Source organism: Ulvibacter antarcticus (genome assembly GCF_003688405.1).
Taxonomy (GTDB): domain Bacteria; phylum Bacteroidota; class Bacteroidia; order Flavobacteriales; family Flavobacteriaceae; genus Ulvibacter; species Ulvibacter antarcticus.
The window spans coordinates 148,241-173,930 of the sequence record NZ_REFC01000013.1 but is presented as its reverse complement, the minus strand read 5'-3'; the positions used below and the strand labels follow the sequence as shown (position 1 = coordinate 173,930).

The 25,690-nt window shown below is 37.2% G+C and carries 21 protein-coding genes; 20 read left to right on the top strand and 1 reads right to left on the bottom strand.

The window, feature by feature from the left end:
- Positions 1–134: 134 nt before the first annotated feature.
- From BXY75_RS09645 to BXY75_RS09620, 6 genes are read left to right on the top strand one after another with little or no spacing between them, the layout of a single operon-like run.
- The gene (locus BXY75_RS09645) at positions 135–2,327 is read left to right on the top strand and encodes an amino acid permease (protein WP_121907544.1); all 2,193 of its coding nucleotides are present in this window, start codon (positions 135–137) and stop codon (positions 2,325–2,327) included.
- A gap of 15 nt (positions 2,328–2,342) precedes the next feature.
- Positions 2,343–4,685, top strand: coding sequence for a hypothetical protein (locus BXY75_RS09640; RefSeq protein WP_121907543.1), 2,343 nt, complete (start codon positions 2,343–2,345; stop codon positions 4,683–4,685).
- 3 nt (positions 4,686–4,688) lie between these two features.
- Positions 4,689–5,393, top strand: a complete 705-nt coding sequence (locus BXY75_RS09635) for a hypothetical protein (protein ID WP_121907542.1) — start codon at positions 4,689–4,691, stop codon at positions 5,391–5,393.
- On the top strand, positions 5,393–6,661 hold the full coding sequence (locus tag BXY75_RS09630) for a cation:proton antiporter domain-containing protein (RefSeq protein ID WP_121907541.1): 1,269 nt from the start codon (positions 5,393–5,395) through the stop codon (positions 6,659–6,661). The genes BXY75_RS09635 and BXY75_RS09630 overlap by 1 nt, the downstream gene beginning before the upstream one ends.
- A gap of 50 nt (positions 6,662–6,711) precedes the next feature.
- Positions 6,712–6,951 carry a hypothetical protein gene (locus BXY75_RS09625; protein WP_121907540.1) on the top strand — a complete coding sequence of 80 codons (240 nt, stop codon included), beginning with the start codon at positions 6,712–6,714 and terminating at the stop codon, positions 6,949–6,951.
- 2 nt (positions 6,952–6,953) lie between these two features.
- Complete coding sequence (locus tag BXY75_RS09620; protein WP_121907539.1) at positions 6,954–7,397, top strand: hypothetical protein; 444 nt, start codon at positions 6,954–6,956, stop codon at positions 7,395–7,397.
- 106 nt (positions 7,398–7,503) lie between these two features.
- Here BXY75_RS09620 and BXY75_RS09615 read toward each other — a convergent pair whose 3' ends face one another.
- A complete protein-coding gene (locus BXY75_RS09615; RefSeq protein WP_121907538.1) occupies positions 7,504–7,875 on the bottom strand; it encodes a hypothetical protein in 372 nt (123 codons plus the stop codon).
- Between the two features lie 135 nt (positions 7,876–8,010).
- Between BXY75_RS09615 and BXY75_RS09610 the strand changes: the two genes are divergently transcribed.
- The 14 genes from BXY75_RS09610 to BXY75_RS09545 all read left to right on the top strand — a co-directional run bounded on the left by BXY75_RS09610 (position 8,011) and on the right by BXY75_RS09545 (position 25,687).
- Positions 8,011–9,090 carry an alkaline phosphatase D family protein gene (locus tag BXY75_RS09610; protein ID WP_121907537.1) on the top strand — a complete coding sequence of 360 codons (1,080 nt, stop codon included), beginning with the start codon at positions 8,011–8,013 and terminating at the stop codon, positions 9,088–9,090.
- A gap of 64 nt (positions 9,091–9,154) precedes the next feature.
- Entirely contained in the window at positions 9,155–9,574 is a 420-nt protein-coding gene (locus tag BXY75_RS09605) for a nucleoside-diphosphate kinase (RefSeq protein WP_121907536.1), read from the top strand.
- A gap of 103 nt (positions 9,575–9,677) precedes the next feature.
- A complete protein-coding gene (locus BXY75_RS09600) occupies positions 9,678–10,484 on the top strand; it encodes a TrmH family RNA methyltransferase (protein WP_121907535.1) in 807 nt (268 codons plus the stop codon).
- Between the two features lie 117 nt (positions 10,485–10,601).
- The gene (locus BXY75_RS09595) at positions 10,602–11,834 is read left to right on the top strand and encodes a M48 family metallopeptidase (RefSeq protein WP_121907534.1); all 1,233 of its coding nucleotides are present in this window, start codon (positions 10,602–10,604) and stop codon (positions 11,832–11,834) included.
- Between the two features lie 289 nt (positions 11,835–12,123).
- Entirely contained in the window at positions 12,124–14,328 is a 2,205-nt protein-coding gene (locus tag BXY75_RS09590; RefSeq protein WP_121907533.1) for a RelA/SpoT family protein, read from the top strand.
- Positions 14,329–14,350: 22 nt separating this feature from the next.
- Positions 14,351–14,818: a Fur family transcriptional regulator gene (locus tag BXY75_RS09585; protein ID WP_121907532.1), complete on the top strand. Its 468-nt coding sequence runs from the start codon at positions 14,351–14,353 to the stop codon at positions 14,816–14,818.
- A 6-nt stretch (positions 14,819–14,824) separates the two neighbouring features.
- Positions 14,825–16,096: an adenylosuccinate synthase gene (locus tag BXY75_RS09580; protein ID WP_121907531.1), complete on the top strand. Its 1,272-nt coding sequence runs from the start codon at positions 14,825–14,827 to the stop codon at positions 16,094–16,096.
- Between the two features lie 48 nt (positions 16,097–16,144).
- On the top strand, positions 16,145–17,929 hold the full coding sequence (locus BXY75_RS09575; protein ID WP_121907950.1) for an OstA-like protein: 1,785 nt from the start codon (positions 16,145–16,147) through the stop codon (positions 17,927–17,929).
- Positions 17,930–17,975: 46 nt separating this feature from the next.
- Positions 17,976–19,169, top strand: a complete 1,194-nt coding sequence (locus BXY75_RS09570; RefSeq protein ID WP_121907530.1) for an aspartate aminotransferase family protein — start codon at positions 17,976–17,978, stop codon at positions 19,167–19,169.
- A 134-nt stretch (positions 19,170–19,303) separates the two neighbouring features.
- Positions 19,304–20,704: a tetratricopeptide repeat protein gene (locus tag BXY75_RS09565; protein ID WP_121907529.1), complete on the top strand. Its 1,401-nt coding sequence runs from the start codon at positions 19,304–19,306 to the stop codon at positions 20,702–20,704.
- Between the two features lie 32 nt (positions 20,705–20,736).
- Positions 20,737–21,708, top strand: coding sequence for a DUF368 domain-containing protein (locus BXY75_RS09560; RefSeq protein ID WP_121907528.1), 972 nt, complete (start codon positions 20,737–20,739; stop codon positions 21,706–21,708).
- Entirely contained in the window at positions 21,709–22,731 is a 1,023-nt protein-coding gene (locus tag BXY75_RS09555; protein ID WP_121907527.1) for a DUF368 domain-containing protein, read from the top strand.
- Positions 22,724–23,455 (top strand): shikimate dehydrogenase family protein, encoded by a 732-nt coding sequence (locus BXY75_RS09550; RefSeq protein ID WP_121907526.1) that lies wholly within the window; start codon positions 22,724–22,726, stop codon positions 23,453–23,455. Before BXY75_RS09555 ends, BXY75_RS09550 begins: the two co-directional genes overlap by 8 nt.
- A 90-nt stretch (positions 23,456–23,545) precedes the next feature.
- The gene (locus BXY75_RS09545; protein WP_121907525.1) at positions 23,546–25,687 is read left to right on the top strand and encodes a DUF349 domain-containing protein; all 2,142 of its coding nucleotides are present in this window, start codon (positions 23,546–23,548) and stop codon (positions 25,685–25,687) included.
- Positions 25,688–25,690: the final 3 nt, after the last annotated feature.

Genomic DNA, 25,690 nt, shown 5'->3' with positions numbered 1-25,690 from the left:
TTTAGCATCCGTCACTTTTGAAGGATTCATATCAATAAACTAAGCTCGAAACACTTCAGAAGCTAAAAAAAAATAAAAATTATGTGACTTAATATGAAAAGTGGGGTCAAATAATATAAGTAAACCAATCAAATATGGAGACTACCCCTTCGAAGCCTGTCAAGAAGTTTGGAATGATGGCAGGTGTTTTCACCCCAACTTTTTTAACAATACTTGGGGTTATTATGTATATCCGCCATCCTTGGGTAGTGGGTAATGCCGGAATTGTAGGAACTTTTCTCATTATTATAGTTGCCGTTTCCATTACCTTTTCAACGGCTCTATCACTCTCCAGTATCACCACTAACATACGAATAGGATCGGGTGGTGCCTTTTCACTTATATCGCAATCATTAGGCTTGGAAATTGGTGGCGCAATTGGAATCCCATTCTTCTTTTCTCAAGCGATCGCTGTAGCTATGTACATTTTTGGCTTCAGGGAGGGTTTACAATCACTATTACCCGAAATGAGCCCGGTGATATTAGATATTATGGTATTCGCTTTGGTCATGGCGATTGCCTTTATTAGCACCAGCTTTGCCTTTAAAATACAATACGTGATCATGGTAATCATTATTCTATCGATCTTTTCGATCCTTGGGGGACTCTTTGTTAATGAACTAAATTACGATTTCGTCTGGTTCGGAAATTACGAAGGTTCTATTGAAAATAACTTTAGCGGCACCTCCTTCTGGTTGGTGTTTGCTGTCTTTTTCCCAGCTGTAACCGGTGTTATGGCAGGCGCAAATATGTCTGGTGATTTAAAAAACCCACGCAAAAGTATTCCAACCGGTACAATAAGCGCGGTTATCATTACAACTATAGTTTATATGGGAATGATCTTCGTTGCCGCTTTACTCGCTACTCCTACCGAATTACTTGAAAACTATAACGTATTTATTGACAAAGCTTACTACGCACCTATTGTACTAGCCGGACTATTAGGCGCTACCCTATCCTCTGCCTTAGGTTCTTTCGTTGGTGCGCCAAGGATACTTTTAGCGCTGGGAGAAAAGAGAATTTTACCAAAAAGTGATCTCTTATCTAAAACTAATAAAAAAGGTGAGCCTTTTAATGCGATGTTGGTTACAGCTGTAATTGTTGTTATCGGACTCTCACTTCGAGACCTCAATACCATTGCTCCACTTATTACCATGTTCTTTATGATTACCTATGCAATGGTGAATATAGTTGCCCTGATTGAGCAATCTTTATCCTTACCGAGTTTTAGACCTACTTTAAAGATCCCTATTATAGTGCCTTTAATTGGTGCTTTTGGCTCACTAACAGTGATGTTTATTATCAATGCTGCTGTCGCCCTGGCCTCTTTAGTACTAATCGTTTTCTTTTATTTCTACCTTGTAAAGAAAAAATTAAAATCGGAAGCTGGTGATTCGAGAAGTGGTCTATTTACGGCGCTCGCCGAATGGTCCACTAAGAAAACGACGCAATTAAGTCCGACAAGAGAAGTGCGTTCCTGGAGACCAGATTTGTTAATTCCAGTGACGGCGCCCAAAGAAATACGCAGCTCTTTTAAATTGATTGAAAGTATCGTGGCTCCAAAAGGGTCTGTTAAATTTCTAGCTGTAAAACATTTGGATAAAGATATTAATGACAAACTTCAAAACTTTCTGCCTGAGGTAATCTCGAGACTAAAATCGAAGAATATTGCCACAAGCCATACGTATATTAGCGGAGAAGATCTTTCTACCAGTCTCAAGATTAGCATGCAGGCTCTAAATGCTGCCTTTTTTAAGCCAAATTCCCTATTCTTCACTGTGAACGGCAATGAACAGTTTCACCAATCGTACGAGGAATTGATAAAGATTGCAAGTATGAATAATTATGGTGTTATTTTATATGTTCCTTTTGAAAACGTAGGACTCTCATTGGAAAAAAACCTATCGCTATGGCTAAGTAATTTTCCGAAGAATTGGAGAAATGATTACGATTTAGGTAATAATGATCTTGCAATATTAACGTCTCTTTTATTAGCCAAAAACTGGAAAGGAGAGTTAAATGCAAAAGTAGCTTTAGATGAAGAAGGAATAATAACTCAATCAGATATTTCCATATTGAACGATTTGATTCGTTTTCCGGTAGGTTCTAATATCGAGAGCTTTACAACTGAGGCAAAAGCTGAATACTTTGGTAAGAATAGTACCGATTTAAATATATTGTCACTACCTTCCGATAGTAAAATTGAAGAACTAATTAAGGTCGTCAATCAAAGCAGGACCTCAGCCATCTTCTGTATGGACAGCACAACTGAAAATGCATTAGTGTAAACATTAATATATTAAATGATAAAAAAATTTCAAGAATATTTATTAGCGTACATCAAAGCCCTGAAAGCTATAAACACTTCAGAATCTTTAACAAGTTTTATACTGAAAGATAGTGCTTCAATCGTAACCGGATTCATAGAAATTGCCGATGAGGCTCTAAAAGCTTCATTTGAAAACAGCAATACTTCCGAAGCTATTGAAATATATTTTATTAATTATCAACTTCCGGAAGAGATAAAAGATCTTACTATTTTACATAGAAATGTATTGCTCGAACTTCAGAAGACGGCACTATTAAATAAGGAGAACGAGATTGATATTTCAACTACCGAACGTCATTTTTTAGCTTCAAAAGAGGTATTGGCAAATGCCAGTAATCAGCTTGTTTCGTTTATTGACAATGAGCTTAGTAAATTGTCTAGGGATAAAAATTCAGTAAAAAAAATGTCCCGTAATCTAAAATTACATACCAATCCTTGGCCTGTATACAAGGCACAACTTGAAGCATTGCTCGATCAATTCATTAAAATAGATAATTCTAAAATTAAACTTTTCCAAACCATTCCACAATTAGCCAACTTAACAGAAATAGTGGAAAGGGTAAAAATCGATAATACGCTGCTTTACAACACTCTGGAAGCCGATTGTCGTTATATCAAGGAAGCATTGTCATCGAAAAGCAATCCTCAGGCATTATTTACAAGGATTGATGACATTATGGAACAATTAGATGAATTAGGAAATAATACAGAAATATTCACGGAAAAATTGCAAGATACCATTAGAGACTTAGAATTTTGTGAGTGCTTTGTTTCGGCTAAAGATGGTGTTTTACAGCGTAGAGAAATCTCTATGTCCAAAGCGGTTCAAAAATGGTTTGACTATAAAATACTTCCCGATCTTTTCGACCTCATGGCTCATGAAAAAACTGTAAAGGCTAAGATTAGGATTACATTGATTAATCTTAAAAATAGTCTGCTAATGTCTAAATCTTCAGAACAATTTGAAGAGAAGGACACTTTTATTAGAGCGGTCGAAAAACTAGAAACGGATCTGAAATTACACAAAAATACAGGGACAGAACTTTCAGAACAGATTTACCAAAAAGCCAATAATGAGCTTAAGTTAACTCGTTTTGTAAATTCGGAACCATTTCTCGAAATTCCTATTAATACCACAATTACCTCTTCTCTAACTTTAAGTAAAAACAACATTTACAAGCGGCTTAGAAAGAAAAGCGAAAAGTTGATTTCGTTTTTCAATACACGCTATGAACAATCGGTCTATCTCGAATCCTTTTCTGAGATAGAAGTTACGACCAAGAGTATTGCTCATCGTATGTTTAAAGAGGATAATGAACATTATGATGTGCTCTTTCTGAACAGGAATTTTATTGGAGATCTATTCCTGGTGTCAAGAGATCTTCAGGAAGAAAAATTAAAAGAGGCCGTTACTTTATGGAATTCGGGTTTTAACAAGGCTGTACTTATTTATGGTGACAGACTAAGTGGTCGCAGTACTTTTTTAAATAATACGGCAAAAAATTTCTTCGGAAATGACATCGTTAACTTAAAACCAAATAGTCTGGCGACCATTGATGGCCGAAAATTTACAACAACTTTTAATTTAGCGGAAGCCTTAGAGTATGTGAAGAACAATAATAGTAAAAGTACTCGTCCGGCGATACTTATAGACGATTTGGAATTATGGTGCGATTCAGAATATAGCCTACTCGAGAACACCAGAGCGTTGATCAGTTTTGTTGAAAAGGAATCTGACGATGCTTTTGTAATGGCGACTACTACCAACGCAATGAAAGGGCATCTGGATCACCGAGTTGATTTTTCGAATGTTTTCAATACGCTCATTAATGTGAGTGAGATGGACTCAGACGAGATTCAGGCAGCCTTGTTGTTACGTCATGGAGCTGCTCATAGAACCTTGGTTACCGAAAATGGACTTACAGTTTCAAAGAAGAAGATTGAAAAAACCATTGCACTATTAATTAGAAAACACTACCATAATATTGGAGAAGTACTTCAGTCATGGACCTATAACACCTTTATTCAGAATGGAGAAGAAGTTCTTTTTAAATCAAAAGAGCATGAGTTTTTAGATTTCTTTACTCAAGAAGAACTAATAATTTTAAAGCAAGCCCTGCTTTTTAAGAATATTAGTGAGGTCGGACTTAAGCGAGTAACGGCTTCCGGTTATGATGCGCATTATAAATCGGCGGTTCGAAGATTAATCAATTCAAAAGTTTTGTTGAGAGATCAAAAAGGGAATCTATCGATCAACCAAGTGGTGGGGCAGGATGTTTCGCGCTTACTCTCAAAGAAAATGTACTTAGAAAATTAAAATATGGAGACAGATTTTACATGGAAATATTTTGGAGAAGTCTTAATTGGACTTTTTGCATTGTACTGGATATTTAAATTTCTAACGGAAGTATTTGTAAAACTTTCCCGTAAATCAAGTACTAAAAAACTGATTCGTAAAATATCGACGCATTTTTTGACCCTATATATACCACTTGCAGTATTATTATTGATTATCTCTTTTATAAGGATTGATTATATCGTTCACGGAATCATTTTTCTCGCGGCAGGAATAATTGGCTTCCCTTATATTCGAAACTACCTAAATGGAATTCTAATAAAGCTCAATCCATTAATTGAAACCGGAACGCAGATATCTACGGGTGATTTTAAAGGTGAAATCACTGAATTATTGGCGCTTGGCGCAATTCTTAAGGTTCCTAAAGGAAAACATTTTGTGAATTATTCTGAAATACAACAACACGGATTTAGTATTCTTTACAAAGAAGACGATGCTATTTTAAAATCAATTTATATTTCTGAAGCTGTTTCAGAAAAAGAAATTCTAGACCTGATGTTCGACAATCCAATGGTAAATTTTTCTAAACCACCAACCCTCAAAAAAGTAGCCGGCGAGAATTTGCAACGCCTACAATTTACTTTAGAAAATGGGGCTAAAACGAAAGACCTCATCGCTTACTTCGAGCGCAACAATATTGAAACCATCTCAAAACAAAAAGCACTTTAATGGAAATTCTATCATCCTATAATATAATCATCGCCGCTTCATTAATAATTATACTCTCCTTTCTATTTAATGGAGTTTCAAAACGTACTAACATCCCTTCTGTTTTGATGTTAATCGTACTTGGGGTTGGTTTACAATATTTACTAGGCTCGTTTACAGACGACATACCTAACTTTTTCCCCTTCCTTGAAGTTTTAGGGATTGTAGGTTTAATTATGATTGTACTTGAAGCGGCACTAGAGCTTGAATTAAAAAAGGACAAGCTGGTTCCTATCCTTAAATCAATGCTCATTGCATTAGTTGGACTCCTTGTTTCGGCCTGGGTTGCCGCCTTGATCTTGTATAACTTTATCCCTGAAATGAGCATGCAATCGGCATGGATTTACGCAACGCCTCTTTCCATTTTATCGAGTGCCATTATTATTCCTAGTGTTGCCGGACTTCGGAAAAGCAAAAAGGAATTCCACATTTATGAAAGTACCTTTTCAGATATACTAGGAATCATGATGTTCTATTTCCTTACCGGAAAACTAGATCCTGCCGAAGATTCAGGTTTTATAGGGTTTACAGGAAATTTACTTATCACAATAGTCATCTCGTTAGTCGCCAGTTATTTGATAATTCTAATCTTTCAGAAAATAAAAAGTCAGGTAAAATTATTCTTATTAATCGCCGTCCTATTGTTATTATACGGTTTGGGCAAGAAAATGCATTTATCATCTCTAATAATCATTTTAATCTTCGGCTTGGTCATTGCGAATATGAAACTGTTTTTTGGAGGTCGAATTTCCAAATATTTACATTACGAAAAAGCCCATCATATTTATCATGAATTACATACCATCACAGCCGAAACCGCTTTTGTAGTTCGTACTTTTTTCTTTGTAATTTTTGGACTAACAATCGTAGTAACCTCACTATTTAGTTTAGATGTCGCTATTATAAGCTCTCTTATCATCTTATCAATTTATGCGATTAGGTTTGTGATTCTCCGAATATTCTTAGGTCCTGATATAATCCCACAGCTATTTGTTGCACCTCGTGGACTCATCACTGTATTGCTTTTTTATGCTATCCCTGCGGAAGCTACCGTAGCCACTTTTGAGCCAGGTATATTACTCTTCGTAATCATTGGAACCAGCCTTATAATGACGGCCGCTATGATCTACGATAAGCAAAGAGCTTCTAAAAATGTGAAAATTGCTAATAGTCGGAAAGTGGGAGCTACCACATGGAAGGCACCTACTGCTCAAGACATGTCCGAATAAAGTGACTTCCTTAGCTAATCTGTGTCTTAATAATAAAGACATTATTAGCCATGGAACAATCAAATTTGGAACAAAAAGAAGAAAACTTCAGAAAACTGGGAGACATCTTAAATACCTGTGAAAGCCTGGTTGAAAAGGTTGGTCATTTACAGGTCGATCTATTTAATGCACCCGATAAAGATCTCGAAAAGATATTGGATATATTGAATAATGATTTTTCAGCAGCTCATCAACTCATAACAGAATACTGGCACACTTACGAAGATAAAATAACACAACTAAGAAAATAAAAATGGCAAAAATTGAATCCGTTACTTTAGAATCCATACCTAAAGAAATACATGTAAATGATAAATTTAGTGACATTACAGTTCTTACTGTGATAAAATTTCATCCTCTCGATTTGAAATTCGAAATGGAATACTGCCTCAATCTCTTTGTTTATGATATACATGGCCAGATAGATATTCCTATTATCATCGCTAACTGGGATGAAAGTCATATTCAACGCATTTCTCATGACCGAAAAGACGATTTTATGGGAAAGACAACCGTGATTGTAAAGGCGGATGAAACACAAAAAGAGGTGCGTGCTTCCTTAGCACTAAGATTAGGTAACCAGACGAAGTCTTCTTCTTCCTATTCAAGAAAACTAGACGTATTTGCAACTCTTATTCCAGCTATTGAAAGAGCATCCAAATGGTCTGCTCCCTTCGAATCAAAGATTGTGTTTTAAGGTTTAGATAAAAAAAGTCGGAATTTTCTTTCCGACTTTTCAACCAATCAAAATAACGAATCTGGATCATGGAAGTGAATCCAAATTCGTTTCACAAAGATTCTCATTATTCTTGTTTATAATCTTTCAATTCTTCCATATCGATAATTTTTAGCTCCTTGTTGTAAGGATTTTTGGTTGCGGTAAGCTTACCATCCTTCGTTTTTTCTGCATTTTCGACATAATCAATAGTGTAAATCATTCTAAAGTACATTCCTAGATAATCGTCAGAGTCAAGATCGTAGATAGACAAAAGCTCTTCATCCACTTCATTAATTCTTATTTCTACGTTATTTACATCATTAGTGAAAAAATAAGTATCATTAGAATTCCCGTCGTAGCGTGCAACCACGGTTTTAGTTCTCTTTTCAGGTTTTTCCTGTCCAAGCATAGTACCACCTATAAGCAGTACTGCAGCAACTAATAGAAACTTTTTCATTGTTTTAAATTTAATGTTAGAGTGTTATAATTATATGACACTGAAATCATTATATGGTCACTTTAAAAAATTGAGAATTTATCACGTAAAACCATTACCTTAGTTTTGATTCTTTAACAGAAAAAATCTTGAAACATGAAGCTTTTTCAACTCGCTCTACTATTAGCGCTTATTATTTCCTGTAAACACCAAGACCTAAACAAAAATAATTCAAATGCTCAGCAAGCCGTTTTAGACATTGCTAAAGAAATTCCAGCAGCACAACAAGTACAATCAGATTTTACCATAGTATTTGCCAGTTGTAACGACCAGAATAGAGATCAACCGCTATGGAAACCAATTCTAGAAACCAAACCCAACCTTTTTATTTGGGGTGGGGATAATATTTATGCCGATACAGCTGACATGCAAAAAATGAAAGCCGATTATGATAAAGTATGGGCAAATCCTGAGTATAAAACCTTGGCCGCCTCAGTGCCGATCATTGGTACATGGGACGACCACGATTATGGTAAAAATGACGCAGGTTCCGAATGGGAGCATAAAAAGGAAGCACAACGACTCTTTCTGGATTTTCTAAAAACACCCGAAAACGATCCACTCCGAACACAGGAAGGCATTTATTACACTAAAATTTACAATACTAAAAAAGGTAGGCTAAAAATAATCTTGTTAGATACTAGAACCTTTCGTGATTCTTTGAGAAAAAGTAAAAACCCGGATTGGCGTTTTGAAGCATGGGATGATGGCAAATCGAGGACGGTATTGGGAACCACTCAATGGAAATGGCTTCAGAAGGAACTGGAAGACGAAACTTCCGATTTTAATATCATTGTGAGTAGTATCCAGTTTCTAGCCGATGAACACGGTTGGGAAAAATGGGCGAATTTCCCTTCAGAAGTGAAAAAAATGCAGACCACTTTAGAAAACGCGAAGGCCAAAAACATCATCTTTCTTAGCGGTGACAGGCATTTAGCAGAATTTTCGGTTAACACTGAAACCAAACTAACCTATCCACTTGTAGACTTTACAACCAGCGGCTTAACACATACATGGCCAGAAAATCCGGATGGACCCAACCGATATCGAAAAGGCGAACTTATCAAAGACCTTAATTTTGGCATTATAAAAATCGACTTTTTGAATAAAAAAGTACTCATGGAAATACGAGGTCTAAATAACCAGCTGCGCGAATATTATTTTCAGCAATATTAAACTATCGTTAAGCCCTTGTTTTTGAAACACAAATGTCTATTTTTGCACAAAATTTAAAAATACAATGAGAACAGATAGAACGTTTACAATGTTAAAGCCCGATAGTGTTGAAAAAGGACATGTTGGAGCCATTCTAGAAAAAATAAATGCTTCAGGTTTTAGAATCGTAGCAATGAAATTAACGCAAATGACTACAGCCGATGCTAAAGAATTTTACGCTGTACACAGTGAGCGTCCTTTCTATGGTGAATTAGTTGAGTATATGACCCGCGGACCAATCGTTGCTGCCATTCTTGAAAAGGACAATGCAGTTGATGATTTCCGTACCTTGATTGGTGCTACCAATCCTGCCGATGCAGCCGAAGGAACCATCCGTAAGTTATATGCAGCCTCTATTGGTGAGAACGCTGTTCACGGAAGTGATAGTGACGAAAATGCAGCTATCGAAGGCGCATTTCACTTCGCCGGAAGAGAGATGTTTTAAATAGTATTACATAATGTATTAAAAACGCCATTCGTTGATTCGGATGGCGTTTTTTTTTATATTTCACGAATTAATTAAATCATCATTTTCCTACCTTTACAGTATGCACAAACAAATTACGAGCCTTCAAAATCCGTTGATCAAGCAATGTATCGTACTTTCTGAAAAATCTCGGGAACGTAAGAAAACAGGTCTCTTTATTATTGAGGGTCAGCGTGAAATACAGTTGGCTTTAAAAGGTGGTTATTTTCTGAAGACCGTGTTGTTCTGTTCTGAAATTGCTTCGGAAGAGGATGTTTTTGTTATCAAAGAGCAGGCAAATACGGAAGCCGATTTTATCGAAATCACTTCCGAAGTATATCAAAAAATAGCCTACAGAAGCACTACCGAAGGCATGATTGCTATAGCTGAAGCAAAAGAATTATCACTCGAACAGCTCAATATTACTGCTAAGGATCCATTGTTGCTTATCGCTGAAGCCCCGGAAAAACCTGGAAACATAGGTGCTTTGTTACGTACCGCCGATGCTGCAGGAGTCGATGCAATTATAATTGCCAATCCGAAGACAGATATTTACAATCCTAACATCATTCGCAGTAGTGTAGGTGGTGTATTTACCAATAAAATCGCGACCGGAACTACTTCAGAAATAATTGATTATTTAAAATTCAATAATATTGCTATTTATAGTGCCATTTTGCAAGAAGCGGTTCCCTATCATAGTTGCGATTACACTAAGAGTTCAGCGATTGTAGTTGGTACCGAAGCCCATGGTCTCTCAGATGAATGGCGAAAGAACAGCACCCAAAATATTATAATTCCTATGCAAGGCGAAATCGATTCCATGAACGTTTCGGTAGCCGCGGGAATCCTTATATTTGAAGCGAAAAGACAACGAAATTTCTCTTAGAAATTTCACAAAATAAAAAATCACAAATAACAAAATCCCAAAAACGGCATCTTTTACTAGAATAATTCAAACTTTGGAATTTGGAATTTGGAATTTGGAATTTGGAATTTATAAAATATGACTTCAGAAACATTATTTTACATCATTATCGGTATAATCGTAATCAATTTCATTATTGATAAGGTGTTGGATCACTTAAACGCTAAACACTTCGATGATCCCATTCCTGAAGCGTTAACTGATGTGTTCGATCTTGATGAATACAACAAATCTCAACGTTATAAAAAGGAAAATTATCGGTTTGGAATTCTTGTTTCCACAATTTCCATAATTGCTACTTTAGCCTTCTTCTTTCTGGACGGATTTGCTTATGTGGATGGGCTTGCCAGATCATTTTCTAGTAATGAAATTGTAATCACACTTATTTTCTTTGGTCTTATTATGCTTGCCAGTGATATTTTAAGCACGCCATTTAGTTATTACAAAACCTTCGTCATTGAAGAAAAATACGGTTTCAATAAAACTACTTTGAAGACCTTTATATTCGATAAAATCAAAGGATGGGTAATGATGATCGTTGTAGGTGGTTTATTATTGAGCGCAATTGTTTGGTTTTATCAGACCACCGGATCACAATTCTGGCTCTATGCATGGGGCTTAGTGACGGTGTTTACGGTCTTTATAAATCTATTCTATGCTCGCTTAATTGTTCCGTTGTTTAATAAGCAAACACCTTTAGAAGATGGTAGTTTGCGTACTAAGATCGAGACATACGCATCAAAAGTAGGTTTCAATTTGGATAAAATTTTTGTGATTGACGGCTCCAAAAGAAGTACTAAAGCCAATGCTTATTTTTCTGGCTTCGGAAGTGAAAAAAGAGTGACTTTATACGACACCCTCATCAATGATCTTGAAGAAGATGAAATTGTGGCCGTGTTGGCACATGAAGTGGGACATTACAAAAAGAATCACATTATCTTTAATTTGGTTGCTTCAGTAGCAACAACGGGATTCACCCTTTGGGTGCTTTCACTCTTTGTTGGGAACGAAATGCTTTCCGAAGCACTAAACGTAAATCAACCCTCTTTCCACATCGGACTTATAGCATTTGGTGTTTTATATAGTCCGATTTCTGAAATAACCGGTTTACTTATGAATTATCTCTCCAGAAAATTTGAATACCAGGCAGATAACTATGCGAAAACAACCTTCTCGGGTTTACCATTGATTTCAGCACTTAAGAAATTAACGAAAAATAGTCTTAGTAATCTGACTCCGCATCCTGCTTACGTTTTTATGCATTATTCACATCCAACCCTATTGGAGCGATTTCAAAATTTAATGAAATGAGTTAAGTGTTTAGTCGCAGTGGTCAGTGGTCAGTTTTCCTTATTAGAAATATATAAAATTCAACTTTAAACTGCGATTGAATACTGCAACTGAGACTGCGACTGAATACTGCAACTGAAACTGAGACTGAGACCACCACGACTGAGACTGCAAACTGCGACTGCCAACTGAATACTGCAACTGAGAACTGAGACTGCTAACCTTAGTAGAAAACTGCTAACTAATTAAAACATCCAACTGTACACTAAATTTTGTTGTGTATTCTTACACGAAGTAGTACTTTAGATTTATGACAGAGGAAGTTTTAGAAAAGGAGAAAAAGGAAATCGCCAAGCAATACAAGCAGCTGCTTAAAATAAGTTATCGGACGCTTACTGCGGAAGATAAAAAACTCATTCGTTCTGCTTTCGATATCGCCGTTGATGCTCACAAAGATCAGCGTCGAAAATCTGGCGAAGCCTATATTTTCCATCCCATTGCTGTAGCAAAAATTGTTGCTTCGGAAATTGGTTTGGACGCAACTTCTATTGCTGCTGCCCTACTTCATGACGTCGTTGAAGACACCACTTATACGCTCACTGATATCGAACGAATGTTTGGTGAAAATGTAGCTCGAATCGTCGATGGCCTTACGAAGATCTCAAAAATGCCTTATGATGGCGATGTTTCTTTGCAGGCAGAGAATTTCAGAAAGATGCTGCTTACGTTAAATGAGGACATTCGTGTTATCATTATCAAAATTGCCGATCGCCTTCACAATATGCAAACCATGGATTCCATGCCGTCGCAGAAGCAGGTGAAAATCGCTTCAGAAACGCTTTATATCTATGCTCCTATGGCGCATAGAATTGGGCTTTACAATATTAAATCGGAACTAGAAGACTTCGGATTAAAATACACAGAACCTGAAGTATATCACGATATACTTAGTAAGATAAAAGATAGTAAGGAAGAACAGGATGCTTATATCGAAGCTTTTTCAAAGACTATTCGCGACACACTTGATGCCGAAAAACTAAGCTATACGATTAAAGGAAGACCTAAGTCCATATTTTCAATTCGCAGAAAGATGCTCGCACAAAACGTGAGCTTCGATGAAGTCTATGATAAATTTGCCGTTCGGATTATTTACAAAGGGGATCGCGAGAATGAAAAATTCCTCGCCTGGAAGATCTATTCCATAGTGACCGATCATTTTAGACCTAATCCAATCCGTTTGCGAGATTGGATCTCTTCTCCTAAATCCACTGGTTATGAAGCCCTTCACATCACTGTAATGGGGCCAAAAGGAAGATGGGTAGAAGTGCAGATTCGTAGTGAGCGAATGAACGAAATTGCTGAGAAAGGCTTCGCTGCGCATTATAAATACAAAAACAAAGAGAAGGATGACGGCGGATTAGAAGACTGGCTGAACAAATTACAAGACACACTGGAGAATTCGGACATTAGTGCTGTAGATTTTGTGGAAGAATTCAAACTTAATCTCTATGCTAAGGAGATTTTTATTTTCACTCCAAAAGGAGATTTGTATTCCGTACCAAAAGGAGCTACAGCTTTAGACTTTGCTTTTAGTATACATACAGAAGTCGGTTTACATACCCGCGGAACCCGTGTAAATGGTAAGTTGGTGCCTCTAAGTCATGAATTAAAAAGTGGGGATCAAGTTGAAGTGATGACTTCGGAAAAAGCCAAACCTTCCGCGAACTGGCTCGATTATGCCACCACCGGACGGGCACGCTCTAAGATTAAATCATCTTTGAAAGATGAGAAAAAACAGATTGCCGCCGATGGTAAAGAAATTCTGGTCCGAAAATTAAAGTCTTTGAAGCTCTCTCTAGATGAGCGGACCATAAATCAGTTAGTGGTTTACTTCAAGGTAAAAACAAGCTTGGACCTTTTCTATAGAGTGGGTGCCGGGATTATTGACAACCCTAAACTTAAAGAGTTCGCTGCCCAACGAAGCAATGCTCTTATGAGTTTTATTAAAAGTAAAATTCGGAAGCCTGCGAATCCGGACGAGGTCAATAAAGACGAGATTACAGAGAAATATGATCAGTTGGTCTTCGGAAAAGAGGAGGACAAATTGGATTATAAGATGTCTAATTGCTGTAATCCTATTCCCGGGGACGATGTCTTCGGATTTGTAACCGTAAATGAAGGCATTAAGATACATAAACAAAATTGTCCAAACGCATTACAATTACAGAGTAATTACAGTTATCGCATCATGTCGGCTAAGTGGATCGACTCTACACAACGAGAGTTTAAAGCAGAGTTGAAGATATCGGGTATCGATGCAGTAGGTTTGGTAAATGATGTTACTAAAGAGATTTCAAATAACCTGCTTATCGATATGAAAAGCGTTCACTTCGATAGCAACGATGGGGTATTTACTGGAAAAATTGTGGTTGTAGTAAAAAACAAAACCATTCTTGATAACTTGGTTCAAAACATCAAAAAAATAAACGGAATTGATAAAGTTACAAGGGTTTAAATGAGTAACTTTGCGCTTTATTATGAGTTCGAAAACCAACATAAATAATCAAGCTGTTGTTAAGACTGTTTTTACAGGTTTCTTAGAGGAAAAAGGACACCGAAAAACACCCGAACGCTACGCTATTCTTCAGGAGATTTATGACCTCGATGATCATTTCGACATCGAATCTTTGTACATCAGTATGAAGAACAAAAACTACCGTGTTAGTCGTGCAACGCTTTACAACACTATCGAATTACTTTTAGAATCTCATCTGGTTCGCAAACATCAGTTCGGACAAAATCAGGCGCATTACGAAAAATCGTATTTCGACCGTCAGCACGATCATGTTATCCTATCGAATGGAGAAGTAATCGAATTTTGTGACCCTCGAATTCAGACAATCAAAAAAACAATCGAAGAAGTGTTTGATATTGAAATCACTAAACACTCTCTTTATTTCTACGGAAACAGAAAAACAACCGAAACCAAACAGGAAAATTCTTAATACATTATGGCAGTAGACTTACTACTTGGATTACAGTGGGGAGATGAAGGAAAAGGAAAAATTGTTGATGTTCTCACCAAAAACTACGATATCATTGCCCGTTTTCAGGGAGGTCCTAATGCTGGTCACACCCTCGAATTCGACGGCATAAAGCATGTTCTTAGAACGATTCCTTCTGGAATTTTTCATGAGAAATCTATAAATGTTATTGGAAACGGAGTGGTAATTGACCCTGTTGTGTTCGTAAAAGAATTAGAAGGTCTCGATCAATTCAATATCGACTATAAAAAGAAGTTGATTATTTCCAGAAAAGCGCATCTTATTTTACCAACACATCGCCTTCTCGACGCAGCTTCCGAAGCTTCCAAAGGGAAAGCAAAAATTGGATCCACTCTTAAAGGAATTGGCCCAACATATATGGATAAAACCGGTAGAAACGGTATTCGTGTTGGGGATCTGGAATTGAAAGATTGGAAAGACAAATATCGAGCATTAGCCAATAAGCATGAAGCCATGATCGCCTTCTATAATGTAGATGTGCAATACGATCTGGATGAAATGGAAGAAGAATTTTTCACTGCTGTTAAAACATTAATGGAGCTTACATTTATTGATAGTGAAGAATATTTAAATCAGGCCATAAAATCAGGAAAGACTATTCTTGCTGAAGGTGCTCAAGGTTCGTTATTAGATATCGACTTTGGAACCTATCCCTTTGTAACCTCCTCAAATACCACTGCTGCCGGGGCTTGTACCGGATTAGGGATTGCTCCCAACAAGGTAAAAGAGGTTTTCGGAATTTTTAAAGCCTATACCACCCGAGTGGGATCAGGGCCTTTCCCAACTGAACTTTTTGATGCCGTTGGAACAAAAATGGCTAAGGTAGGTCACGAATTTGGTGCCGTTACCGGTCGCCCAAGACGCTGTGGCTGGTTGGATCTAGTCGCTTTAAAATACACTTGTGAGGTAAATGGCGTGACACAATTAATGATGATGAAAGGCGATGTACTTTCCGGATTTGCTAATCTTAAGATCTGTACTGCTTATAAATATAAAGGAGAGACAATCAAACACTTACCTTATAATATCGAGCCTGAAAATGTAACTCCTATTTATACAACTTTCGATTGCTGGAAAGAAGACCTTACTAAAATGAGGAGTCCGGATCAATTTCCGAAGGAATTAAACGAATATATCGCATTTCTGGAAAAAGAACTTGAAATTCCAATTAAAGTGGTTTCAGTAGGTCCTGATAGAACACAAACTATACATCGGTAGACAATATTTATTAGGTAGTTGGTGTTAATTCAATTAAACAAAAGCTTTTTGAAAGTCTCAACCTACGTATTCCTTATATTTTTACTCTTCGGAAGCGTGCTTCAGGCGCAGACAGCTCCTCCGAAGCAAAAAGTAGATATACAATCTGGCTATCTGGAAATTAAACCTGAATTACCCGATGCGGTTATTTACACCAAAGATTCCGAAGGACAAGTATATATTGTGCACGAAGGTGTCGAGATGTGGTGCGATCAGGCCTTTGTATATCTTAAAGACAATTTTGTAAAAGCCTATGGATCTGTAAAGATTACACAAGGTGATACAGTGACCATGAATAGTCGCTATGCAGAGTATAATGGAAATACAAAATTTGCCTTCGCAAGTGGTGATGTAATATTAACTGAACCTAAAACCACCTTACGAACCGATACACTATACTTCGATAGGATTAAACAACAAGCATATTATCGCACCGGAGGAATTGTAAAGGACACCGCAAGCACACTTACCAGTAGGATTGGCAGGTATTATGCTGAAACTAAAAAGTATCAATTCCTATCTAAAGTTGTAATTAATAATCCCAAATACACCGTAAATTCTGAGCAATTAGACTTCTATTCCGACACTGGAGGTGCATATCTGTATGGAGAATCTACGATTGTAAGCGATGCCAGCACCGTCTATTGTGAGCGAGGTTATTACGATACCCGTAATGATAACGGCTATTTTGTGAAGAATTCACGAGTAGATTACGAAAACCGCATTCTTTATGGGGATAGTATTTACTTTGACCGAACCAGAAGTTTCGCTTCCGCAACCAACAATATCAAGGTCTTGGACACTGTGAATGAAAGTATTATCCGTGGTCATTATGCAGAGGTGTATCGCGAAAAAGATTCAGTTTTTATCACCAAAAGAGCAGTTGCTGTTAGTCTTCAGGATAGAGATTCGGTCTATGTGCATGCCGATACTTTACAGGTTACAGGGAAACCTGACAACAGGATTGTAAAAGGATTTTATCGCGCACGCTTGTTTAAACCCGGAGCACCGGGTGAAGATCCTACCAGTGGGAAGTGCGATTCCATCTTCGTGCATCAAAAAACAGGTATCACCAAATTACTTCGGAATCCGGTATTGTGGAGTGGCGAAAATCAGATGACGGGAGACACGATTCACTTGCTTTCGAATAAAGTGACCGAGAAACTCGACACATTGAAGGTATTTAACAATGCTTTCTTAGTTCAGAAAGACAGTGCCGGTTACAATCAGGTGAAGGGTGAACGGCTCATTGGACTCTTTCATAATAACGAATTGGATACTGTAAATATCAACAAAAACGCAGAGGTGATTTTTTATTCGAGGAATGAAGATCAGGAGCTGGTTGGGATAAATAACACCTTGTCGAGTTCCATTCAAATGTATTTGGAGGAGCAAAAAATTGCGGGAATCCGGTTTATAAAGAAAGCCAATGGGAAGGTATATCCGCCCTCTCAATTTCCTGAAAATGCGCGACAACTTTCTGGGTTTAAATGGAGAGGCGAAGAACGTTTACTTCGGAAGGAAGATCTTTTTAAGGATAAACCCCCTCCGATATTACCGAAAATAACAGGTATTCCATTACCGGAAGATGAAGGTGAATTTTTTGAAGATGTCCCTGAAGACGAAATGAACATTCCTGAAGCCTCCAAATTGCTTCCGAAAAACCTTCAGACTAATCCGGACGACCCCAAACCTATGACGCGGGAAAATGAAGTTGAAACGGAAAGCGATTTAACTCCGAAGCAGGATTCTTCCGAAGACAACCCTATCGACACGCAGGAAAATAAAAATTAAATATCTTTCACTTTGAAACATCGGTGAATCTTTTACCAATAGTATCATGAAAAAAGATTTTTTTACCTATCAGGCACAGACTACCCCTCACCCACTGGCGATGGAGATATCGCATGCGAAAGGCTCTTATATTTATGATACAAAAGGAAACAAACATTTAGACTTTGTGGCAGGTGTTTCTGCCTGTAGTTTAGGGCATTGTCATCCTAGAGTCGTTGGAGCTGTTAAAAAACAATTAGATCGTTATTTACATGTTATGGTGTATGGCGAATACATTCAGCAGCCTGCGGTTGAACTCGCAAAATTATTGGCACAACAGCTCCCGGAACCTTTAAAAACAACCTATTTGGTGAATAGTGGCACTGAAGCAATTGAAGGATCGCTGAAGTTAGCGCGCAGGGCTACCGGAAGAACTGAGATTTTGTATGCACAGAACGCCTATCATGGAAATACCATGGGTGCCATGAGTGTGATGGGATTTGAAGAACGCAAAAAGGCTTTTGAACCTTTACTCCCCGATTGCTATCCTATTCAGTTTAACGAGGTATCTAATTTAGATAAGATCACCAATAAAACCGCCGCTGTCATTTTAGAAACAATTCAAGGAGGCGCGGGATTTATTGAACCGGAAAACGATTATCTAAAACGAGTAAAATCACGATGTGAAGAAATGGGTGCCTTGCTAATTCTGGACGAAATTCAGCCGGGCTTTGGCAGAACCGGCAAGCTTTTCAGTTTTGAGCACTTCGGAATTGTCCCCGATATACTCGTAATGGGAAAAGGTATGGGAGGTGGTATGCCTATTGGAGCTTTTACAGCTTCGGAAGCATTGATGTCGCTATTACAGGATAATCCGAAGTTAGGACATATTACCACTTTTGGTGGGAATCCGGTGATCGCTTCTGCAGCTTTGGCGACGCTTCAGGAAATCACGGAAACAGATTTGATACCTCAGACACTCCCGAAGGAAAAATTGTTCAGAAAACAACTGAAGCATCCGTTAATCAAGGAAATTAGAGGTCGAGGCCTTATGTTGGCGGTACTTTTTGACTCATCAGAAATAGCTTCTGAAGTAATTCTAAGCTGTAAAAAGCGTGGATTAGTACTATTTTGGCTACTTTTTGAAGCTCGTGCTGTACGAATTACCCCTCCCTTAACCATTTCCGAAGAAGAAATTATAGAAGGATGTGCCATTGTGACGGAAGTTCTAAATGAAATTGAAAATCGGAAAGCCCGTTAAATGTACTGACAGTCAATAGTTTGATTGAATAAAACCCTTGTTGATAAAGGTGTTAACAACAAAAGCGGCACAACTATTGAACTTCTCCTCACATTAGTATCTTTATTTTAGAAGAAACAGTTAAACCGCTGCGTATGCAATTGAGCCCTAACGAGCATAACAATTTCTCCCTTACCCGTTTTGAATCCATGCTTAAGACTAATAGTGTGCTATTTTTCGACTCCGATGAGTTCGAAGAAATCATACATCATTATCTTGAAAATGGGAAAATCTCACTAGCTAAGAAAGCGACAAAACTTGGACTGGAGCAGCATCCCACTTCGACTAATTTACGATTGTTTCAGGTTGAAATGTACATCTTTGAAAACAAGTTGGACGTTGCCGACAATTTATTAGACGAGCTTTATTTAATAGAGCAGTCCAATGAAGAAATTTATATTCAAAAAGCCAATATACTTTCCAGAAGAGATTCGCATGAAAATGCCATTCAGTTGTTAGAGAAAGCATTGGAATTGACAAGTGATCCAACAGATGTTTTGTCATTAATAGGAATGGAATACCTGTTTTTGGAAGATTACGAGAACGCCAAAAACAGTTTTATGAAGTGTATTGAAGCCGAAGAAGGAGATTATTCGGCTTTATACAACATTATTTACTGTTTCGAATTTTTAGACCAGAATCAAGAAGCCATTGATTATCTAAATGATTTTCTAAACAAAAATCCATATTGTGAGGTAGCCTGGCATCAAGTTGGCAAACAATATCATATTTTAAAAGACTTTAAAAAGGCATTAGCTGCTTTCGATTTTGCCATCATTAGTGATGACAGTTTTATAGGTGCATACCTTGAAAAAGGAAAAGTTTTAGAAAAACTTAAAAGGTTTGAAGATGCGATCGAGAGTTATACCATCACCTTAGGTCTCGATGATCCTACTTCCTTCGCTCTACTGCGTATTGGGAAATGTTATGAGAAGCTGGGGAAAAGCGAACTTGCGCTTCAGTTTTACACCAAATGTGTAGAGGAAGACTCTTTATTGGATAAGGGTTGGATCGCCATTACCGACTTCTATTGCAAATCTAAAGACTACCAAAAAGCGCTTTATTATATTGATAAGGCTATCAATATTGATAGTGAGAACGTATTGTACTGGAAGCGATATGCTAAGATTAATAACAAACTTAGTTTCTTTGAAGAAGCAGAAGTAGGTTTTAGACGCGCCCTCGAACTTGGCAACTATGAATTAGACACGTGGCTGACCCGCTGTGACATATTAATAAAACTAGGAGAATTTGAAGCAGCCATAAATAATTTATTTCAGGCAGCCGAATTTTATCCAGAATGTGCTGAAATAGAATTCCGTTTAGCCGGAGTATATTACAATCTTTCAGAGCCTATTAAAGGTGAATATCACTTAAAAAATGGCCTTTGTTTCGAGCATGAGTTCATTATGATCCTGGAGGAGTTATTCCCAGAAGTTTTTATGTCGAAAAGTGTTAAAGAAATTATTAAGAAACACAAAAAACCTTCACTTTAATTTGTGTATTTTTGGGATTAGACAAATAGAATATGCCATCCCGTAATTTTCTCCAGTACCTTGTTATAACTGCCAAAGGCCTTGCTATGGGTGCTGCCGATGTAGTCCCGGGAGTGTCTGGCGGAACCATTGCTTTTATCTCCGGAATCTATGAAGAACTAATAGAAACTATTCACAAGTTGGATCTGGGGTTTTTCAAAATCTGGAAAAAAGATGGATTTAAAGCAGCCTGGAAATCATATAATCTCAATTTTCTTTTAGCCTTATTTAGTGGAGTCGCGATAAGCATATTATCGTTGGCGAAAATTATTACCTTGTTACTTGCCGAACACCCTATTTTGGTCTGGTCTTTCTTTTTCGGACTTGTTTTGGCTAGTATCGTTTATGTTGGAAAACAAATTGAAGATCGCAAAGCGGTAACAATTGTTGCGCTTATTATAGCTGCAGGAATTTCTTATGCGATCACTTTAGCTAAGCCTATTAGTGATACTGATGGTAGTTGGTTTTTGTTCTTAGCCGGTTTTGTGGCTATTATCGCAATGATATTGCCGGGAATATCGGGGGCCTTTATACTATTACTTCTTGGAGCATATAAATCTGTTATTGGAACCATTACACAACTAAGTGATGGAATTTCTACCTTGGATTGGGCACTATTTTCGGATGCTTTGATTAAAATTCTAATCTTCCTGGCAGGTGCTATTACAGGTTTAAAAGTTTTTTCGAAAGTATTAAATTGGATGTTCAAGCATCATAAAAACCTTACGCTTGCTGTACTAACTGGCTTTATGATTGGGGCTTTAAATAAGATATGGCCATGGAAAGAAGTATTGGAATATAGGCTTAATCATTCGGGAGAAAAAGTTCCATTTTTAGAGCGAAGTATACTACCGTCTAACTATGATGCCGATCCTCAATTGCTATACGCCCTTATTTTTACAGTAATTGGCTTCGCTACTATTTTTCTTTTGGAGCGGCTTGCTGTAAATAAAAAAGACATTTAGATGCGTGAAGAGCGAAGCATTTCCGATAAGCTTTGGCTTGTTTTAAAAGGCCTTGGGATGGGTGCCGCGAATAAGGTGCCTGGAGTTTCTGGTGGGGTCGTAGCTTTTGTAGCCGGTTTTTATGAGGAGTTTATTTATTCGCTTCAAAAGATCAATCGAAAAGCCTTTAAATTGCTTTTTAATGGTCGCTTTAAGAGTTTCTACAATTATATTAATGGTCAGTTTTTAGGAATGCTCATTCTGGGAATGATTATTAGTTATTTTAGTGTTTCTAAGATTCTCGATTTCCTTATTGATAATTACGAATTGTATGTTTGGAGTGCTTTCTTCGGAATGATTATAGGCTCTATCTACTTTATTGCCAAAGATTTTGGAGAATGGAACCGGAAATATGTTGCCTATCTGCTCTTCGGAATTATTGCTGGAGTAAGCATAAGCTTTCTCGAACCAGCCAAGGAAAATAGCAATCTAATCTTTGTTTTTTTCTGTGGAATGATAGGTGTTTCCGGAATGACACTTCCAGGTCTATCTGGATCATTTATCCTAATACTTCTAGGTAATTACGTATTGTTACTTGTTGATTCAGTAAATGCACTGTTCGATACTTTTGCAGATTTAGTTCAAGCCGATTTTAGTTTTATAAATAACACAGAAAGAATAGAACTTTTAAAAGTCCTAACAGTTTTCTCATTAGGCTCTTTAACCGGCTTGGTATCACTTTCACACTTATTAGGATACGTATTGAAACATTATAAAAAGGCAACTTATGCTGTAATTATAGGGTTTATAGCGGGTTCTTTAGGCGTCGTTTGGCCATGGAAAGCGAAATTGCTAAAGTTGGATAGTCAAGGAAACAGCATTTTGGACGCCAATGGAAGAGAAATTATTTATGGATATGATCGATACTTACCATCAGAATTTTCCTTCGAGACCTTTGTTGCGATTTTCTTTATTTTCGTAGGGATAATCATTGTACTGAGCTTAGATTGGTACCAAAAAATGAAATCGCCCCAAAATGGCTAAATACGGATTAATTGGTAAAGACATAGGCTATTCATTCTCCAAGACGTTTTTTACGTTGAAATTTGAACAGGAAAAAAGACCGGATACCTATCGTAATTACGATGTGGACAATATTTCTCAACTTCTGCAAATTGTAAAATCTGAAACTGAATTAAAAGGCCTGAATATCACCATCCCCTATAAAGAAGAGGTGATTCCATTGCTGAATAAAGTTGATAAAGTTGCCAAGGAAATTGGTGCTGTTAATACGATAAAAATTTTAAAAGATGGAAGGCTGGTGGGTTATAACACCGACCATTATGGTTTTGCAAAAGCCCTCTCCAATTATTTTCCATTCAAAGAAAAGACCGCATTAATCCTTGGTACAGGTGGCGCTTCCAAAGCGGTTGCTTATGTCCTCAATGCCATGGGATTTACATTCCGTTTTGTTTCCAGAAAAAAATCGAAGGATTCTTTAAGCTATGATGAGCTGAATCGTGATATACTAAATAACCATTTCCTCATAATTAATTGCACCCCTCTTGGCACATTTCCAAGAGTGCATGAATATCCACAGATTCCGTATCAGTTCTTAACTAGTGATCATCTACTTTTTGACCTGATTTATAACCCTCGTGAAACCGAATTTCTTAAGCGAGGATATGCCAAAGGGGCAAGGGTTACCAACGGAATGAAAATGCTCGAATATCAGGCAAAAAAGGCATGGTCGATCTGGAAATCATAAAATACCCTTAAAAAACTCTCCTAGCTTTGCTAATTCCACAGTAGTTAGTATCTTGAACCCTTATTAATACGAACTTTAACATTGAAATATATGTCAGACGAAAAAGCAAAAATTCCGACGGAAAAAGAAATTGAATTAAAGGCTGAAGAACAGCGCTTACCGGAAGATGCCGTAGTAGAAGATGCTTCAGAAGAAACCACTAACGAAGGTGAAAATGCCGCAGTAGAAAATTCTTCAAAAGAAACCGCAAACAAAGGTGAAGAGGTAGTAGCAGAAAAATCTTCTGTAGAAAGCAAAATTGAAGATGAAGAAGCTTCAGAAGCTAAAGACATTTCAGAAGAAATTAAAACAGAAGAAAAACCTTCCGAAGATACTATAGAAAAAGTCGTTAAGAAGGAGACTGATAAAACTGAAGTTTCAGAAGACGAAAATATAGAAACCGAAGAAGATGAAGAAGAAGTTTCGTCATCTGATGAAGAGGAAGACGAAGATGAGGATGTAGAAGAAAAAGCACAAAAAGATTATCATACACTTTCTGCCAAGGAATTAATTTCGGAATTAGAGTCCTTGCTTAAATCGAAATCTGTACAGGAACTTAAACATGATGTAGAAGAAATTCGGACCGAATTCAACGCAAAGTTTCAGGATGAATTAGAGCATAAAAAGGAAGAATTTTTAGCTGGAGGTGGTAATATTATTGACTTCCACTACTCCACTCCCGAAAAGAAAGAATTTAATTCGCTCTACTTTGATTTTAAAGAAAGGCGAAACAGTTATTATAAAAATCTTAAAAGAGATCTTCAGGAAAATCTCAATAAGCGAAATGAGCTTGTCGAAGAATTGAAGGGGCTTCTAAGTGCAGAGGAAAACATCAACACTACCTATAAGCATTTTAAAGAAATACAAGCAAAATGGCATGTTGCCGGGCCTATTCCTCGCGACAAATACAATACAGTTTGGAATACGTATCACCATCATGTAGAGAATTTCTATGATTTTCTTCATCTGAATAGAGAATTCCGTGATTTGGATTTTAAACACAATCTCGATCAAAAACTGAAGCTTATTATTCGCGCTCAGGAACTTACTCAGGAAACTGACATCAACAAAGCATTCCGGGAATTACAGATGCTTCACAAAATGTGGAAGGAAGAAATAGGACCTGTGGCGAAAGAATACAGGGATGACGTTTGGGATAAATTTAGTGAAGCTACCAAGGTAATTCACGATAAACGTTTTGAGAGCCAAAAGGAGTTGGAAGCATCTTTTATAGATAATTTCGAATCTAAAAAACAAATCATCGCACAGATTGAAGAGGCGATTTCGAATGTAAAACCTAGTCATCAAGGCTGGCAAAATGCAATTAAAAAAGTTCAGACCTTGCGAGATACTTATTTCGCTTCCGGAAAGGTTCCCCGAACCAAAAACAAGGAGATTTGGAACGAATTCAAAGAAACTACGAGAAATTTTAATCGCGAAAAGAATAATTTCTACAAGAATCTCAAAAAAGATCAATATACCAATTTAGAAAAGAAACGGGAATTGATTAAGATTGCTGAAGAGAACAAAGATAGCGACGATCATGAAGCAGTGACTTCGTTAATGAAGAAAATTCAAAGTGACTGGAGGACGATTGGGCATGTTCCAAGAAAAGAGAGTGACAAGATATGGAAGCAATTTAAAGGAGCCTGTAATTACTATTTTGACAGACTTCATGCACTTAAAAACGAGGCCAATAAGGAAGAACTTGAAAATTACGAACATAAGAAAGAGTTCCTTAACGGACTTAAATCTATCGATCTTAGCGGAGACCATAAGGAAGATCTAAAAACGATAAAATCTAAAATCGGAGATTGGAAAAAACTTGGAAGAGTCCCTTATAATAAAAGAAATGTGGAGCAAGACTTTAATAAAGTGCTCGACGGACTTTTTGGCAAATTGGATCTCGGAAAGAATGAAACTGAACTCATTAAGTTTGAGAACAAGTTAAGTTCTATGGTTTCTCAGGAGGATGAGAGAAAATTACAAAACGAGCAATTTTACATTTCCAAAAAGATAGAAGAAAGTAAAAATGAAATCCGACAACTGGAAAACAACTTAGGTTTCTTTCAGCATGTTGATTCTAACAACCCATTGGTCAAGGAAGTTCATGATAATATAGCACGTCATAAGGAACAACTGGATGTTTGGAAAGCAAAACTTTCTAAAGTACGATCAGCACGTCAGGATTAAAAA

What these genes read in the sequence shown, in the direction of transcription:
- BXY75_RS09645 (WP_121907544.1), top strand. Translation starts at nt 135, where the DNA reads ATGGAGACTACCCCTTCGAAGCCTGTCAAGAAGTTTGGAATGATGGCA.
- BXY75_RS09640 (WP_121907543.1), top strand. Translation starts at nt 2,343, where the DNA reads ATGATAAAAAAATTTCAAGAATATTTATTAGCGTACATCAAAGCCCTG.
- BXY75_RS09635 (WP_121907542.1), top strand. Translation starts at nt 4,689, where the DNA reads ATGGAGACAGATTTTACATGGAAATATTTTGGAGAAGTCTTAATTGGA.
- BXY75_RS09630 (WP_121907541.1), top strand. Translation starts at nt 5,393, where the DNA reads ATGGAAATTCTATCATCCTATAATATAATCATCGCCGCTTCATTAATA.
- BXY75_RS09625 (WP_121907540.1), top strand. Translation starts at nt 6,712, where the DNA reads ATGGAACAATCAAATTTGGAACAAAAAGAAGAAAACTTCAGAAAACTG.
- BXY75_RS09620 (WP_121907539.1), top strand. Translation starts at nt 6,954, where the DNA reads ATGGCAAAAATTGAATCCGTTACTTTAGAATCCATACCTAAAGAAATA.
- BXY75_RS09615 (WP_121907538.1), bottom strand. Translation starts at nt 7,875, where the DNA reads ATGAAAAAGTTTCTATTAGTTGCTGCAGTACTGCTTATAGGTGGTACT.
- BXY75_RS09610 (WP_121907537.1), top strand. Translation starts at nt 8,011, where the DNA reads ATGAAGCTTTTTCAACTCGCTCTACTATTAGCGCTTATTATTTCCTGT.
- BXY75_RS09605 (WP_121907536.1), top strand. Translation starts at nt 9,155, where the DNA reads ATGAGAACAGATAGAACGTTTACAATGTTAAAGCCCGATAGTGTTGAA.
- BXY75_RS09600 (WP_121907535.1), top strand. Translation starts at nt 9,678, where the DNA reads ATGCACAAACAAATTACGAGCCTTCAAAATCCGTTGATCAAGCAATGT.
- BXY75_RS09595 (WP_121907534.1), top strand. Translation starts at nt 10,602, where the DNA reads ATGACTTCAGAAACATTATTTTACATCATTATCGGTATAATCGTAATC.
- BXY75_RS09590 (WP_121907533.1), top strand. Translation starts at nt 12,124, where the DNA reads ATGACAGAGGAAGTTTTAGAAAAGGAGAAAAAGGAAATCGCCAAGCAA.
- BXY75_RS09585 (WP_121907532.1), top strand. Translation starts at nt 14,351, where the DNA reads ATGAGTTCGAAAACCAACATAAATAATCAAGCTGTTGTTAAGACTGTT.
- BXY75_RS09580 (WP_121907531.1), top strand. Translation starts at nt 14,825, where the DNA reads ATGGCAGTAGACTTACTACTTGGATTACAGTGGGGAGATGAAGGAAAA.
- BXY75_RS09570 (WP_121907530.1), top strand. Translation starts at nt 17,976, where the DNA reads ATGAAAAAAGATTTTTTTACCTATCAGGCACAGACTACCCCTCACCCA.
- BXY75_RS09565 (WP_121907529.1), top strand. Translation starts at nt 19,304, where the DNA reads ATGCAATTGAGCCCTAACGAGCATAACAATTTCTCCCTTACCCGTTTT.
- BXY75_RS09560 (WP_121907528.1), top strand. Translation starts at nt 20,737, where the DNA reads ATGCCATCCCGTAATTTTCTCCAGTACCTTGTTATAACTGCCAAAGGC.
- BXY75_RS09555 (WP_121907527.1), top strand. Translation starts at nt 21,709, where the DNA reads ATGCGTGAAGAGCGAAGCATTTCCGATAAGCTTTGGCTTGTTTTAAAA.
- BXY75_RS09550 (WP_121907526.1), top strand. Translation starts at nt 22,724, where the DNA reads ATGGCTAAATACGGATTAATTGGTAAAGACATAGGCTATTCATTCTCC.
- BXY75_RS09545 (WP_121907525.1), top strand. Translation starts at nt 23,546, where the DNA reads ATGTCAGACGAAAAAGCAAAAATTCCGACGGAAAAAGAAATTGAATTA.